11 protein-coding genes, 1 tRNA gene and 1 pseudogene are annotated in these 14,563 nt (G+C 63.4%); 8 read left to right on the top strand and 5 right to left on the bottom strand.

Annotation, left to right across the window (positions count from 1 at the left end; genetic code table 11):
* The first annotated feature begins 76 nt into the window (after positions 1-76).
* The 6 genes and pseudogenes from MTX21_RS40085 (at position 77) to MTX21_RS18850 (ending at position 7,709) form a co-directional block, all read left to right on the top strand.
* Positions 77-1,675: a cytochrome P450 gene (locus MTX21_RS40085; RefSeq protein WP_348637479.1), complete on the top strand. Its 1,599-nt coding sequence runs from the start codon at positions 77-79 to the stop codon at positions 1,673-1,675.
* Entirely contained in the window at positions 1,662-2,507 is an 846-nt protein-coding gene (locus MTX21_RS18870; protein ID WP_280966268.1) for an SDR family oxidoreductase, read from the top strand. The genes MTX21_RS40085 and MTX21_RS18870 overlap by 14 nt, the downstream gene beginning before the upstream one ends.
* Entirely contained in the window at positions 2,507-3,850 is a 1,344-nt protein-coding gene (locus MTX21_RS18865) for a cytochrome P450 (RefSeq protein ID WP_280966267.1), read from the top strand. Before MTX21_RS18870 ends, MTX21_RS18865 begins: the two co-directional genes overlap by 1 nt.
* Before the next feature lie 132 nt (positions 3,851-3,982).
* Complete coding sequence (locus MTX21_RS18860) at positions 3,983-4,981, top strand: polyprenyl synthetase family protein (protein ID WP_280971096.1); 999 nt, start codon at positions 3,983-3,985, stop codon at positions 4,979-4,981.
* Positions 4,982-5,260: 279 nt separating this feature from the next.
* Positions 5,261-6,811, top strand: coding sequence for a hypothetical protein (locus tag MTX21_RS18855; protein WP_280966266.1), 1,551 nt, complete (start codon positions 5,261-5,263; stop codon positions 6,809-6,811).
* Positions 6,808-7,709 (top strand): annotated as a pseudogene (locus MTX21_RS18850) (hypothetical protein). Before MTX21_RS18855 ends, MTX21_RS18850 begins: the two are co-directional and overlap by 4 nt.
* Positions 7,710-7,846: 137 nt before the next feature.
* Here the strand turns inward: MTX21_RS18850 and MTX21_RS18845 are convergent.
* The 3 genes from MTX21_RS18845 to MTX21_RS18835 all read right to left on the bottom strand — a co-directional run bounded on the left by MTX21_RS18845 (position 7,847) and on the right by MTX21_RS18835 (position 9,836).
* Positions 7,847-7,914, bottom strand: a tRNA-Arg gene (locus tag MTX21_RS18845).
* A 418-nt stretch (positions 7,915-8,332) separates the two neighbouring features.
* Positions 8,333-8,902 (bottom strand): SLATT domain-containing protein, encoded by a 570-nt coding sequence (locus tag MTX21_RS18840; RefSeq protein WP_280966265.1) that lies wholly within the window; start codon positions 8,900-8,902, stop codon positions 8,333-8,335.
* Positions 8,903-8,957: 55 nt separating this feature from the next.
* Positions 8,958-9,836 (bottom strand): CBASS oligonucleotide cyclase, encoded by an 879-nt coding sequence (locus tag MTX21_RS18835; RefSeq protein WP_280966264.1) that lies wholly within the window; start codon positions 9,834-9,836, stop codon positions 8,958-8,960.
* Positions 9,837-10,016: 180 nt separating this feature from the next.
* On the opposite strand from MTX21_RS18835, the gene MTX21_RS18830 reads away from it, so the two are divergent.
* Positions 10,017-10,781, top strand: coding sequence for a hypothetical protein (locus MTX21_RS18830; RefSeq protein WP_280966263.1), 765 nt, complete (start codon positions 10,017-10,019; stop codon positions 10,779-10,781).
* 189 nt (positions 10,782-10,970) lie between these two features.
* Positions 10,971-12,755: an adenylate/guanylate cyclase domain-containing protein gene (locus MTX21_RS18825; RefSeq protein ID WP_280966262.1), complete on the top strand. Its 1,785-nt coding sequence runs from the start codon at positions 10,971-10,973 to the stop codon at positions 12,753-12,755.
* A gap of 176 nt (positions 12,756-12,931) precedes the next feature.
* Here MTX21_RS18825 and MTX21_RS18820 read toward each other — a convergent pair whose 3' ends face one another.
* Together MTX21_RS18820 and MTX21_RS18815 are read right to left on the bottom strand one after the other, a co-directional pair.
* Positions 12,932-13,267 carry a hypothetical protein gene (locus MTX21_RS18820; RefSeq protein ID WP_280966261.1) on the bottom strand — a complete coding sequence of 112 codons (336 nt, stop codon included), beginning with the start codon at positions 13,265-13,267 and terminating at the stop codon, positions 12,932-12,934.
* Positions 13,268-13,563: 296 nt separating this feature from the next.
* The gene (locus MTX21_RS18815; protein ID WP_280966260.1) at positions 13,564-14,460 is read right to left on the bottom strand and encodes a LysR substrate-binding domain-containing protein; all 897 of its coding nucleotides are present in this window, start codon (positions 14,458-14,460) and stop codon (positions 13,564-13,566) included.
* Between the last annotated feature and the right edge of the window lie 103 nt (positions 14,461-14,563).

Genomic DNA, 14,563 nt, shown 5'->3' with positions numbered 1-14,563 from the left:
GGACGCGATCGTGTCCGCGGTTTGCCGGCGCACCCGCCGTGCACCGCTCAGATCAGCCAGCCAACAGGTAACGAAGATGGACGTGCAAGAAACCACGGCAGCATGCCGGGACGCCTTCGCCGAACTGGCGTCGCCGGCGTGGATCCACGACCCGTATCCGTTCATGCGGTGGTTGCGCGAGCACGACCCGGTGCATCGCGCGGCGTCGGGCCTCTTTCTCTTGAGCCGCCACGCCGACATCTACTGGGCCCTCAGGGCCACGGGCGATGCGTTTCGGGGACCGGCGCCGGGCGAACTGGCGCGCTATTTCCCGCATGCGGCGACCAGCCTGTCGCTCAATCTGCTGGCCTCCACGCTAGCGATGAAGGACCCACCGACGCATACGCGTCTGCGCCGGCTGATCTCGCGCGATTTCACCATGCGCCAGATCGACAACCTGCGGCCGAGCATCGCGCGCATCGTCGAAGCGCGGCTGGACGGCATGGCGCCCGCGCTGGAGCGCGGGGAGGCCGTCGACCTGCATCGGGAATTCGCGCTGGCCTTGCCCATACTGGTCTTCGCCGAACTGTTTGGCATGCCCCAGGACGACATGTTCGGGCTCGCCGCCGGCATCGGCGCCATTCTGGAAGGCCTGAGCCCCCACGCCAGCGATCCCCGGCTCGCCGCGGCGGACGCGGCCAGTGCCAGAGTGAAGGCCTACTTCGGCGGTCTCATACAGCGCAAGCGCACCGATCCCTGCCACGACATCGTGTCGATGCTGGTCGGCGCACACGACGATGATGCCGACACGCTGTCAGATGCGGAGTTGATCAGCATGTTGTGGGGCATGCTGCTGGGTGGCTTCGCCACCACTGCTGCGACCATCGACCATGCGGTCCTGGCGATGCTGGCCTATCCCGAACAGCGGCACTGGCTGCAGGGAGACGCCATGGGGGTGAAGGCATTCGTCGAAGAAGTCCTGCGCTGCGACGCGCCCGCCATGTTCAGCTCCATTCCGCGTATCGCCCAGCGCGACATCGAATTAGGCGGCGTGGTGATCCCGAAGAACGCGGACGTGCGCGTGCTGATCGCGTCTGGCAATCGCGACCCTGACGCCTTCGCCGATCCCGACCGCTTCGATCCCGCGCGGTTCTACGGCACCAGTCCCGGCATGTCGACCGACGGGAAGATCATGCTGAGCTTCGGCCACGGCATCCACTTCTGCCTCGGTGCGCAACTGGCTCGGGTGCAGTTGGCCGAAAGTTTGCCGCGGATTCAGGCGCGCTTCCCCACGCTGGCATTGGCCGAGCTGCCGACCCGGGAGCCCTCCGCGTTCCTTAGGACGTTCCGCGCGCTGCCGGTGCGGCTGCGTGCGCAGGGGGCTGAGATGCGCGTCGTGGTCGACCAGGATCTGTGCGGAACCAGCGGACAGTGCGTGCTGACGCTACCGGGTACTTTTCGCCAGCGCGAACCGGACGGCGTGGCCGAAGTGTGCGGGGCGACAGTCCCGCAGGCGCTGCACGCCGCCGTGCGGCTCGCAGCCAGCCAGTGCCCGGTCGCCGCCATTCGGGTCATCAGAAGCGAAGCTGGCGGTGACGAGCGCGCCAGCGCCGACACTGCGCCTTCTCCGGCGGAGGCGGAGCGGCATGCCGCGAGAGACCAACGCAATCCAGGAGGACACCATGGGACGGTTTGAAGGCAAGGTGGCCGTGGTGACCGGCGCCGGCGCCGGGATCGGCAAGGCATGCGCCCTCGCCATCGCGCGCGAGGGCGGCAGAGTGGTGGTCGCCGACATCGATGGATCGGCGGCCACGGCGTGTACCGCGCAAATCGCGGCCGAGGCGGGCCACGCGCTGGCTCTGGCCATCGACATCGCCGAGGCGCAGGCTGTGGCTGCGCTGTTCGATACGGCGGAGCGGCACTTCAGTGCGGTCGACCTCCTGGTGAACAACGCGGGCGCCATGCATCTGACTCCGCGCGACCGCGCGATCCTTGACCTGGACCTGGCGGTCTGGGATGAGACCATGGCAACCAATCTGCGCGGCACATTGCTCTGCTGCCGGCAGGCCATCCCAGGGATGATCGCCCGCGGCGGTGGCGCGATCGTCAACATGTCGTCGTGCCAGGGGCTCAGCGGTGACACCGCGCTGACGTCCTACGCCGCATCGAAGGCGGCGATGAACATGCTATCGGCCTCGCTCGCCACCCAGTACGGTCATGCGCAGATCCGCTGCAACGCGGTTGCGCCGGGTCTCATCATGACCGAGCGACTCTTGGCCAAGCTGGACGAGTGCATGCAACGGCATCTGCGCCGGCACCAGCTCCTGCCGCGCGTCGGCCGCCCCGAGGACGTGGCCGCGCTGGTGGCGTTCCTGCTCTCCGACGATGCTGCGTTCATCACCGGCCAAGTAGTGTGCATCGACGGCGGCATGCTGGCGCATGTGCCGACGTACGCCGACGGTGGGAACAGCCGCGTCGCGCGGCCTTCCGGCGAGACCGCCGAAGCGGCTGCGTCGCCGCGCTGCTGATGGACATGCTGCTCAACCCGCTGAACCGTCGAGATCGGCTGCGGCACGACATCCCGGTCGTGCCCGGCGCTTTCCCCTTGGTCGGGCATCTTCCCGCCATCGTCTGCGACCTGCCGCGCCTGCTGCGGCGCGCGGAACGGACGCTGGGCAGCCACTTCTGGCTGGACTTCGGCCCTGCCGGACACATGGTGACCTGTCTGGATCCGGATGCGATCGCACTGCTCCGGCACAAGGACGTGTCCTCGGCGCTGATCGAAGATATCGCGCCCGAATTGTTTGGCGGAACGTTGGTCGCCCAGGACGGCGGCGCGCACCGGCAGGCGCGCGGTGCGATCCAGGCGGCGTTCCTGCCCACGGGGCTGACCCAGGCTGGCGTCGGCGAGCTGTTCGCGCCCGTCATCCGGGCGCGGGTGCAGAGGTGGCGCAACCGCGGCGACGTAACCATCCTGCGCGAAACCGGCGATCTGATGCTCAAGCTCATCTTCAGCCTCATGGGAATCCCCGCGCAGGACCTGCCGGAATGGCGTCGCAAGTACCGGCAACTGCTGCAGTTGATCGTCGCGCCCCCGGTCGACCTGCCCGGACTGCCCTTGCGGCGCGGTCGCGCCGCCCGCGACTGGATCGATGCGCGCTTGCGCGAGTTCGTTCGCGACGCGCGCGAACATGCCGCGCGCACCGGGTTGATCAACGACATGGTGAGCGCCTTCGATCGCAGCGACGATGCGCTCTCCGATGAGGTCCTGGTCGCCAATATCCGCTTGCTGCTGCTTGGTGGTCACGACACCACCGCCTCAACGATGGCCTGGATGGTGATCGAGCTGGCGCGGCAGCCTGGGCTGTGGGACGCTCTGGTCGAGGAGGCGCAACGCGTGGGCGCGGTGCCGACGCGGCACGCGGACTTGGCGCAGTGTCCGGTCGCCGAGGCGCTGTTCCGCGAGACGCTGCGCATGCATCCGCCGACGCCGCTCCTGGTGCGTCGCGCAGAGCGTGAATTGCGACTCGGCCAACGGCGCATTTCCGCGGGCACCGATCTGTGCATCCCGCTGCTGCATTTCTCGACCTCGGCGCTGCTGCACGAGGCGCCTCATCAGTTTCGCCTGGCGCGGTGGCTGGAACGCACCGAGCCGATCCGGCCGGTGGACATGCTGCAGTTCGGTACCGGCCCACACGTCTGCATCGGCTACCACCTGGCATGTCTGGGACTGGTGCAGTTCTGCATCGCCTTGGCGCTGACCATGCACGAGGGCGGGGCGCGGCCGCGGTTGCTGAGCGGCGTCGAAAAAGGCCGGCGCTATTACCCGACCGCACATCCGTCCATGACTATCCGCATCGGATTCTCATGAACTGGCATCACATGCCCCTGTGGCGAGGTAGCGGCGCCGGCGACGCGCGGCATTGCTGCACTCGGCGCGCGCACGGTGCGACGCAGACAACACCGCGGCGGCTCGCCTGTCAGGGACAAGGACATGAACAACATGCAGACCGGTTCTACGCTACAGGATGACAGAACTGGTGATTCCGCGCTCGGCGGATTGGGCGCGCAGGCGCGCGGCGCATCCGGCGGGCTGCTGCCCCAGATATGGATGCATGAGGGCGCAAACCGGGTCGAACAGGTGCTGGCGCGTCTTCTCTGCGCCGAGCATGACGGTGAGACCGAGCTGATGGCGGCGATGCGCTACGCCACCTTGCATGGCGGGAAGCGCACCCGCGCCTTGCTCTGTCTGGCTGCCGGCACACTGGCCGACGCGCCGGCGCACATGCTCGATCACGTCGGCGCCGCCATCGAGATGATGCACGCCTGCACCCTGGTCCACGACGATCTGCCCGCGATGGACGACGACGTGCTTCGCCGCGGCCTTCCGACCGTGCACGTCAAGTTCGGCGAAGCTACTGCGATCCTGGTCGGCGATGCCCTGCAGGCGCACGCCTTCCTGACCTTGGCGAGCCTGGATGCGCCGGGCGACAACCGTATCGCGCTCGTGCGCGAACTGGCGCGGGCGGTGTCAGCCGAGGGTGCCGCAGGCGGGCAGGCCATGGATCTGTCTCTGGTGGGAAAGCACGTCGAGCTGGACAGGATCGTGGCGATGCACCGGATGAAGAGCGGAGCGCTAGTGCGCGCGTCCGTTCGCATGGGCGCCCTATGCGCTCTCGCGGAGAATGCCGCGCACGCTGCGCTGTACTGTGCGCTCGATCACTACAGCGCCTGTTTCGGCCTGGCGTTGCAGGTGATCGACGACATTCTCGACGTGACAGCGGATACCGCGACGCTGGGCAAGACCCCTGGCAAGGACGCGGCGGCGCAGAAGCCGACCTGCGCGTCGATCATGGGACTGCAGGCAGCACGTCAGTTCGCGCTGGATCTGTTGCGCGATGCCGGGGAGGCCATCGCGCCGCTGGGGCCGCGTGCGGAACGGTTGGCGCAACTCCTACAGCGGGCCAACGCGTATCTGTTCAAGCACGCGCCATGCGCATGAGCGCGCCCGTCCGCCCCCGTGCCACTGCGATCGACCGGCGACAGAGGTACATGCTGCACTGTGTCCGAGTCGCGGTGCCGGTCGCAGCGGTTGCCCGCCCCGGCGCACGCGGCGCCCCGCGCGCAAGCCTACGCGGCGGACCGGCGCCAGCATCGGGGACCTCGCCGCGCCGGAGCAGGGCGGCCGTCCGGCGCTGCCTATGCGACGAGCTTGCGGCGACATGCGCGGCGTCTGCCCGATCCCGGTTCTCTTCAACCGTCTGCATAAGGAACATCCAGCGTGAACGCGCTGTCCGAACAGATCCTTTCCGAATTGCGCGGCCTGCTGAGCGAAATGAGCGATGGCGGCAGCGTCGGTCCGTCTGTCTACGACACGGCGCGGGCGCTGCGCTTCCACGGCAACGTCACCGGTCGGCAGGACGCATACGCGTGGCTCGTCGCGCAGCAACAGGCCGACGGCGGATGGGGAAGCGCGGACTTCTCGCTGTTCCGCCATGCGCCCACGTTGGCAGCGTTACTGGCATTGCAGCGTGCCGATCCTCTTCCCGGTGCTGCCGACGCAGTCCAGGCTGCAACCCGGTTCCTCCAGCGCCAGCCCGATCCCTACGCGCATGCGGTGCCGGAAGACGCGCCGATCGGCGCGGAGCTGATCCTGCCGCAGCTTTGCGGTGAAGCCGCATCCTTACTGGGTGGCGCAGCGTTTCCGCGCCATCCAGCGCTGTTGCCGTTGCGGCAAGCGTGCCTAGTCAAGCTGGGGGCGGTGGCGATGTTGCCGAGCGGTCATCCGTTGCTGCACTCCTGGGAAGCCTGGGGGACGTCGCCGACGACCGCATGCCCGGATGACGAGGGCAGCATCGGCATCAGTCCGGCGGCCACCGCCGCGTGGCGTGCGTACGCCGTGACGCGGGGAAGCACGCCGCAGGTCGGGCGCGCCGATGCGTATCTCCAAATGGCATCGCGGGCGACGCGCAGCGGCATCGAAGGCGTCGTTCCCAACGTGTGGCCGATCAACGTGTTCGAGCCATGCTGGTCGCTGTACACCCTGCATCTGGCCGGGCTGTTCGCGCATCCCGCGCTCGCCGAGCCGGTCCGCGTGATTGTCGCGCAGCTCGACGCCCGCCTGAGCGTGCGCGGTCTGGGCCCGGCCTTGCATTTCGCGGCTGATGCGGACGACACCGCCGTTGCGTTATGCGTCCTGCACCTGGCAGGCCGCGACGCGGCGGTCGATGCGTTGCGCCATTTTGAAATCGGCGAGCTGTTCGTCACCTTCCCCGGCGAGCGCAATGCCTCGGTGTCGACCAACATCCACGCCCTGCATGCGTTGCGACTGTTGGGAAAGCCCGCCGCCGGCACCAGCGCCTACGTCGAGGCCAATCGCAACCCGCACGGTCTATGGGACAACGAAAAATGGCACGTTTCGTGGCTGTATCCCACCGCGCATGCGGTCGCTGCGCTGGCGCAAGGCAAGCCTCAGTGGCGGGACGAGCGCGCGCTGGCGTCGCTGCTGCAGGCGCAGCGCGGCGACGGCGGCTGGGGCGCCGGTCGCGCGTCCACATTCGAGGAAACCGCCTATGCGTTGTTCGCGTTACGCGTGATGGACGAGAGCGAAGAGACCACAGGGCGCCGGCGCATCGCGCAGGTGGTGGCGCGTGCGCTTGAGTGGATGCTCGCCCGCCATGAGGCGCATGCATTGCCGAAAACGCCGTTGTGGATCGGAAAGGAACTGTATTGCCCCACTCGGGTCGTGCGCGTGGCCGAACTCGCAGGGTTGTGGCTGGCGCTTCGTTGGGGGCGGCGCGTCCTAGCCGAGGGAGCAGGAGCGGCGCCATGATCCAGCCAGAACGCGCGCTGCATCAGGTGCTGGAGTGGGGGCGTTCCCTGACCGGGTTCGCTGACGAGCATGCCGTGGAAGCGGTCAACGGCGGCCAGTACATTCTGCAGCGTATCCGCCCGAGCCTGCGCGACATCAGCGTCCGCACCGGTCGCGATGCGCAGGACGAAACACTGATCTTGGCGTTCTATCGCGAACTGGCGCTGCTGTTCTGGCTCGACGATTGTAACGACCTTGGCCTGATCTTGCCGGAGCAGCTCGCCGCGGTGGAGCAGGCGCTGGGGCAGGGCGAGCCGTGCGCGCTCCCCGGATTCGAGGGCTGCGCTGTGCTGCGCGCTTCGCTGGCCGCGCTCGCCTACGATCGTCGCGACTATGCTCAGCTTCTCGAGGCTACCCGGCGCTACTGCGCGGCGCTGCGCGCCGGACACGCGCAGGCGGCAGGGCGGGAACGCTGGTCCTACGCCGAGTACCTGCACAACGGCATCGATTCAATAGCCTACGCGAACGTGTTCTGTTGCCTGTCGTTGCTGTGGGGGCTGGACATGGCGACCTTGCGCGCGCGTCCGGCGTTTCGCCAGGTCCTGCGGCTCATCTCCGCGATAGGACGCCTGCAGAACGATCTGCACGGACGCGACAAGGACACGTCGGCCGGCGAGGCCGACAACGCGGCGATCCTGCTGCTGCAGCGCTATCCAGCTATGCCTGTGGTGGAGTTCCTCAACGACGAGCTGGCCGGCTATACGCGCATGCTGCATCGGGTGATGGCTGAAGAGCGCTTCACGGCGCCGTGGGGATCGTTGATCGAGGCCATGGAGGCCATCCCTGCGCAGTACTACCAGACCTCGGCCAGCCGGTACCGCAGCGACTCTGCGGGGGAGGCCAGCGTTCGCCGGCCTGAACGCCCGGGAGGCGGCGGCGTGCGCGCGCTGCCGCGGTCCGATCCGACGCAACGCCGTCGCCCTGCGACGGATGGAGTGAGCATGAGCGACACCGCCCTGAGCCGGCGCAAGGATGACCATCTGGACATCGTGCCGGATCGGCGACACGATTCGAACGTGTGACCTTTGCCTTCGGAGGACAACGCTCTATCCAGCTGAGCTACGGGTGCAGCGTGGCTGGACATAACCACGGCGTTCGATGCGCTTCCGTTTCCCTTTGGAAACCAATCCGTTACACCAAATGATAATAGCACACTTAGGTAAGCCTTCAAACAGGCGCGCTCGCGATACCGTGCAAGAGTGCGTGGCGTGTCACAGTTGCCTGTGACAGAACTGTGCCAAGCGGTACGAACATGTGCCTGAGCACGCGGTCCTTGTGCTCGCGAGAGAGCAAGGCGGCCACAGTTTGGCTCGAATGGCGCTCCCTAGGGAAAGGACCGAATGCCTCAGCATGGCTCTGAAATCAGCGCAAATCAGGCTCTCTGCGGCGGGGTTGCACGTCTCGCTACCACCAACAAGGGTTTCGAACAGATTGCGGCGCTGGAGCGCTGGCCGAAAGCAGCACAGTGAACGGCATCATGGATTAAGCCGAAGTTATTGGGCGCGGTATGGCGGCGGGCTGAGGTGGAGAGAAAATGGTCGGCTGAGCTGAGTTTTGATTGACCTTATCGACCTTGAAGTCAGCCTCACCAGCGTCGATACCAGCCTTTGCTCTTTCGTAAGCCCGCCGAGGAATCTGTGGGCTTTTCGTGTTGAGGTCTGCCTTGCGGTCAATCAGGTCGCGGAGTTTCGCGCCGAGGACGACCTCCGATTTCTCAAGCCAGCAGTCCACAGACCAAAAGACGCGAGCCTCATTATTGAGCCGGTCAAATGCATGGGCGGCGGCAAGGTGAGCAGCTTCACGCTTGTTCGGATTAAGGAAGGTGATGATACCAGAGAGCACCGCGATGGCGATGGAAATGCAGCCGGCTGCAAGCGCAATCTCTGGGCTCTGTTTTGCGAACTGAGCAAACGATGCGGCACCGACCAGGGTGGAGAGGATAGTTGTCGGCAGCCCCAACCATAAATGCGCTGACGCCCACGCTGCGGCGGCGTTGTGATGGCCCTTAGACGAGCAAAGGGTTGTTTCCTCTAGGCGCTTTGCTTCGTCCACGATCTGCGGCCGCGCTTGGGACGGGGGAAGCTCGCCGGTAGTGGGTTGGAGTGATTTAGCCATAGGCGGGGAAATGGTTAGGGAGGAGGTGTCTCCAGATTTCGATTGCTTGGCGCACTTGGCCACGGTTCGCGTACTGCTCGGCCGCCGCGGCCATGTTGAACGCGCCCTGAAACTTTTGAGATGCCTCACCGAGAGTCGCTTGGGTGATGTAACGACCGATGTCGTCGCCGTACCCTGCAAGGTCGGGGTTCTTCCCTCTCACAAGGGTTGCGGCCTTCTGGAAGAAAAACCTCAGCCCCGAAGGGAAGTCGGTAATGATAACGCCTTTCAGGGCTTCAAGGGCGAGGACTTCGAGATGGAAGGAGCGAAAGAATGAGCCGTGGGCCTTGTTCCAGCTCTTAATCATCTTGATGAGCGGGACCAGATTGCCGCTATGCGCTTTGTTGGCTTCGCTGAAAATCTCGACGTGCTTTTTTGGGTCGGTCTCAAGCCAGAAGTTGTTCACCGAATTGGCGATGATGTAACCGCCGCCGTTTCGGTGGAAGCCAATCACCACGTCCACCACAAAATCGGAAAACCGGATGGTCACCGCCTGGCCGTTGCGGCTGATGTCAGGGGTCGTCGTGTAGGTTCGCCGTATCGTCTGCTTCGCAAGATCGAGGAGCCCTGCGGGTCCGCCATTGGCGTTGTTGTAGCGATGGAAATAAGATGGGTCGAGGCAGACGAAGATGTCGATGTCAGCTTCACTCAGCGGGGAAATCATCGTGGACCGAGCGTAGGAGCCGGTCAGGAAATCATCGACCACCGCGAGGCCGTTGGCCACCGTGCGCCGGATGGTTTGCTGACGTGTCGAAACAACAGACGTTTGGATGTCCGTGATTTCAAGATTGGAGCGCAAGCGCGCGAAAGAATCGGCAACGGTAAAAGGCATCTGGCAACCGGAGAAAGTCTAGAACATATATGCCGCAACTCAGGATGGAAGGCTTGTCCGAGCTTATATCCACACTTGATTCGATGTTCGAGTTTCGTTCTGATGGATAACATTGTGGTCGTGCCCTCATTTTTCGCGTAAAGCGCACGCGCTTGCTCAACTCAATCCATCAGGAATTTCATGCGTTACTTGGCTATTCTGTCTTTCGCCATCGTCGGCATTGTCCCCGCACACTCCGGCACGTTCTACACAACGAGCAAGGAGTTCTACGAAGGCTGTTGGGAGCGAGACAAGGCCGATACCGAAGCCTGGAAAGCTGAGGTGGGGAAACGCGCCACGGCTAAAACACCAAGGGAGGCTGCTCTCTGGGCAAGTTGCAGTCGAATCTCCACGCGCACCCGGCAGGCCCTATCGGCCGCCAAGGCTCGCGGTGTCACCTTGGGTAACCCGACATGGAAGGGTCAGGTGGACCTCCGTGAGCACATGGTTCGGAGACAGGTATCAGCCTCCTTCGTTCAGGCGATCAACCGCATCCGGTGCCGCCACGTTACTGATGATCGCGGTGGATGCCCTCCTGCCGATGTGTTCATCGTGCTTCCGTCGGGCGACCAAGGGGATGACATTCTCGCCGTTATTCGGCGCGAGATGCCGGGGCTCCAGGTCGTCGATTGGCCCTTCGAGCCTGATGGTCCGAAGGTTCGCAGGGGAAGCGCGGGGACGCCTCATGAGCGTTTGTTGACCTTCATGGGCAACCGGGCTCCGGGGCGCACGTCGATGACGGTGGTTGCGCGTGAGCTTGGGCTCAAATCGAGCGCCAAGAAGGACCTGCAGAAGAACCTTCGCAATGAGAACCACAGGACCACATTGGCCCTTAAGACGATGGGCATTACCTACGTTGCCAGCAGGGGCAGGGGTGGAAAGAGCGAACTCGTGAAGGCGGCGTAGCCGCTCGCGCAAGACAAAGGCCGCACCCAAGGTATCTCATTCGGAGCCCTGCGGTGCGGCCCTTTTCCCTGGACTGTGCATTCCCACGACCGCGCAGAGCCCAATAGCACGGGCGGCATCCGTCTATGCGCATTTTTGGTGCTGCGGTCTGATCCGATGTACAGTATCGTTTGGGTCGGGATGCAGGCCATGCCTCAGAAACCACCAAGCCGGGTCGAGCGCAGGTTATCGGCGATACTGGCCGCCGATGTGGCTGGTTATTCGCGACTTATGCACCACGACGAAGAAGCTACCCACGCCAAACTGAGTGCTCTCCTGACCGAGGTTGTCCATCCGGCAATCGCCGAACACGGCGGCCGCATCGTAAAGAACACGGGGGACGGGTTATTGGCAGAGTTTCCGAGCGCGGTCGAAGCGGTTCGGGCTGCGATGAAATTCCAGACCCGCATCAAGGACATTACAGCAGGCGAGGTAGAGGACAGGCGAATTGCTTTCCGTGTCGGCGTCAATATCGGCGACGTGATTGTCGAGCCTCATGACATCTTTGGAGATGACGTAAATATTGCTGCGAGGCTTGAGGGGATTGCCGAACCCGGTGGCATCTGCGTATCGTCGTTGGTGTACGCGCATGTTCGGGGCAAGGTGGCTATCGAGTTCGCTGATCTGGGCGAGCAGACCCTCAAAAACATCCCCCACGCCATCCGGGCCTATGCCATGGTCCAGGGAGCAACCAGCCCAGCTACAAACGACGCAAGGTCGGGCTCGCTTTCACCACCTCGTCTTTCCATCGTTGTACTGCCCTTCGCCAACCTCAGCGGCGATCCGGAGCAGGACTATTTCGTGGATGGCGTGACCGAGAGTTTGACCACTGATCTGTCGCGCATCAAAGGCTCATTCGTGATCGGCAGACACACCGCATTCACTTACAAGGGCAAAGCGCTCGACCTCAAGAAGATCGGGCGCGAGTTGAACATCCGCTACGCGCTCGAAGGTTCGGTGCAGCGCAGCGAAAACCAGCTCCGGGTGAACGTTCAGCTTGTCGATGCCGAAACGGGTGCTCACCTTTGGGCCGACCGTTTTGACAAGCCGATTTCTGATCTCTTCGAGATGCAAGATGAAATCGTATCGAGACTGGCCAACGCGCTGAATGCTCAACTCATCGCCGCTGAGGCAAGGCGAGCGGAACGCTCATTGCACCCAAGCGCACTAGACCTGTATTTCCAGGGGATGGCCCGTTGGAACAAGGGTTGGACCCCTGCCCACCTGGCGCAGGCAGGAAGTTTCTTCGAACGTGCCTTAGAGCTTGATCCCGACAATGTCGAGGCGCTGGTAGGCATCGCAGCTATCGATATAGCAAACGCTGGCATTAATTTCACCGACAACCCTGACGCGCTTTATGCCGCGGCTGAAACGGCCTTGAATAAGGCTTTATCCTTGGCCCCACAGTACGCCCTTGCTCACGCGTTTCTGGGGTGCGTCTTGTTCTGTACCAAGCGCGGGACGGAAGGCATCGCGGAATGCGAGCACGCGTTGGCTTTAAATCCGAATTTGGCGGAAGCCCATGCTTTCATCGGTGTCGCCAAATATTTTATCGGACGCGCCGAAGAAACAGAGGCACACATATACGAAGCGATACGCTTGTCTCCTCGCGACGAAGGTGCACATCGATGGATGTTTTGGGTCGGTTTCAGCAAATTGATGCTCGGAGCGGATGCCGAAGCAGTTGTATGGTTTCGTCGAAGTCTGAATGATAACTCAAACTTTCCAATAGCATATTTCGAACTCGCCGCTGCGCTCGCACATCTCGGGAAACTGGATGAGGCGCGAGGTGCCGTCAAAAAGGGACTTGCGCTGAATCCAACTTTCACCATCCGTCGCCTGAAAGCCATTCCATTTAGCGACGATTCGACGTTTCGCGAGCAAGGCAGGCGCGTCATTCAGGGGATGCGTATGGCCGGGGTGCCCGAAGGGTGATATCAGAGGTGGGTAAAAGGCGGACTTGGGGGACTGGACGGCCTCGTCTCGTGCATCAGCCGACACCGCCTAGCTTTTGGTAGAGCCGACTTGCCTGCGCGGTCATCGGGGTGCCTTGGCACCGCGTGTATCGTCCCTAAAGTCTTATTCCAGCCAGCTTGAGGAGATTCGCGGTTTCAATTGGCTTCGCCTTCAATGAGCCAAGCGAAGACTTTTCCTTCCTGATGCACGGGATGGGATAGCCCGGAGAAGCTTGCCTCAGAGCGCTGGCTAAGCTTCACGACCGTTGCCGCGGACGCTTCAAATGCTCCGATAGCGGGCTCAAGCGGCATGTCCTTGTAGCTGTAGCCTGCAATGACGATTGCTTTGGCCCCGGCAAAGTTCGATTTGCTGAGCCTAAGACCGTCGGTCAGGGCGCTGCGATGCTGACGATATGGCGAAAGGATCTCCGTCAGCGCCTTGTCGTTCGGCTTACCGCTTTCAGTCCTCAGCGCCAGCAATTTCCATTCCATGAACAGCGTTCCTTCGGATGTTGCGAGCCGCGCGGCGCACTTCTGCCGCATATCCGTGGAGTACGGCACCGCCGCCCCCAACTCGCGATACCAGGCTGGGTCGGATCGGCGAGCCTCGTCCAGCAAGGCGGCTAGGCCGAGTAGGCCGCACAGAAGTCCATGCCATGAGGTATTGTTGCGCTTTCTTTTGGCTTTGGCGCCGACTTCGATGCGTTGAAGACGCGACCGTCGGAGCTCGAGACGCAAAACAGCCGCACGCTTGCTTGGTTGCGGTGATGCTCGGCTTGACTTCGATCTTAGTGCGAGGAACCTGCGGTCTCGCCAGCGAGTTGCGCCACGAGCCAATCTGCAAAGGCTCGTACCGCAGATCTCTGTCGGCTGGCGCGCGGGTAGATCAGGCGATGGCCGACGTAGCGGATATCGTTGGCGCGCCCTGCCAGCGGCGCAACTAGTCGCCCGCTCGCCAGCTCGCGTTCGGCCAGGAGCGTTGATTCCAACGCTACTCCCAATCCCTCCGCAGCCGTTGCGATTGCCAGAAAGCTGCGATCGAACCTCATGCCGTGGAGCGCAGGTGATTCCAATCCGTTCGCCGTGAACCACTGGTGCCACTGAACCTGCTTCACGTCGGAACGGATGAGCGTTTGATCGAGGAGATCGGCAGCTTTCCTGATTGATTTTGCAAGCGCGGGGGAGCAGAGCGGGGTGACCGTCTCTTCCGGCAGAGGAACGACCTCGACACCTTCCGCTCGAGGCGGACCGTAGACGATGTCGATATCAAAATCATCGTTGCTGAAACGCGCATAGTCCGTGCTGGCAGCCAGCCGCACCTCGAGCTTCGGATAAGCGGCCAGAAACTGTGCAAGCCGCGGTGCCAGCCATTGCGCGGCAAAGCTCGGGGCTGAGTGGACGCGCACCAATTGCGGACCGCGCGCAGCGACTTCCTCGAGACCGCGGCGGAGCTGATCGAACGCCGCTCCCGTGTGGCGCATCAGATTTTCGCCGGCTGGCGTGAGCCGAACTGATCGCGCACTGCGCTCGAACAGAACGGTCCGAAGCGTGTCCTCCAGCTTGCGGATGGCATGACTGACCGCACTCGGCGTCAGGTGAAGCTCATTCGCCGCATCGCGAAACGATCCGGTGCGAGCAGCGGCCTCAAAGGCGCGAATTGCCGATATCGGGACATTCGACAGCATTCCATAAGTGAACCAGATTCATCGATCCGTGACAACTGTGCGCTTGTCCGTTGCGCCTCCGCGGTTCATTTGTCTTGCCAAGGAAAAACAATTTCGCGGGAGG

The organism is Bradyrhizobium sp. ISRA430, from assembly GCF_029909975.1.
Taxonomy (GTDB): domain Bacteria; phylum Pseudomonadota; class Alphaproteobacteria; order Rhizobiales; family Xanthobacteraceae; genus Bradyrhizobium.
Note: the sequence above shows the minus strand (reverse complement) of the source record. Positions and strands in the feature narration are given on the sequence as shown.

Excerpts from the sequence above, each read along its gene's own strand:
- MTX21_RS40085 (WP_348637479.1), top strand. The coding sequence starts at position 77 with ATGGACGTGCAAGAAACCACGGCAGCATGCCGGGACGCCTTCGCCGAA.
- MTX21_RS18825 (WP_280966262.1), top strand. The coding sequence starts at position 10,971 with ATGCCTCAGAAACCACCAAGCCGGGTCGAGCGCAGGTTATCGGCGATA.
- MTX21_RS18860 (WP_280971096.1), top strand. The coding sequence starts at position 3,983 with ATGCAGACCGGTTCTACGCTACAGGATGACAGAACTGGTGATTCCGCG.
- MTX21_RS18865 (WP_280966267.1), top strand. The coding sequence starts at position 2,507 with ATGGACATGCTGCTCAACCCGCTGAACCGTCGAGATCGGCTGCGGCAC.
- MTX21_RS18870 (WP_280966268.1), top strand. The coding sequence starts at position 1,662 with ATGGGACGGTTTGAAGGCAAGGTGGCCGTGGTGACCGGCGCCGGCGCC.
- MTX21_RS18815 (WP_280966260.1), bottom strand. The coding sequence starts at position 14,460 with ATGCTGTCGAATGTCCCGATATCGGCAATTCGCGCCTTTGAGGCCGCT.
- MTX21_RS18830 (WP_280966263.1), top strand. The coding sequence starts at position 10,017 with ATGCGTTACTTGGCTATTCTGTCTTTCGCCATCGTCGGCATTGTCCCC.
- MTX21_RS18820 (WP_280966261.1), bottom strand. The coding sequence starts at position 13,267 with ATGGAATGGAAATTGCTGGCGCTGAGGACTGAAAGCGGTAAGCCGAAC.
- MTX21_RS18835 (WP_280966264.1), bottom strand. The coding sequence starts at position 9,836 with ATGCCTTTTACCGTTGCCGATTCTTTCGCGCGCTTGCGCTCCAATCTT.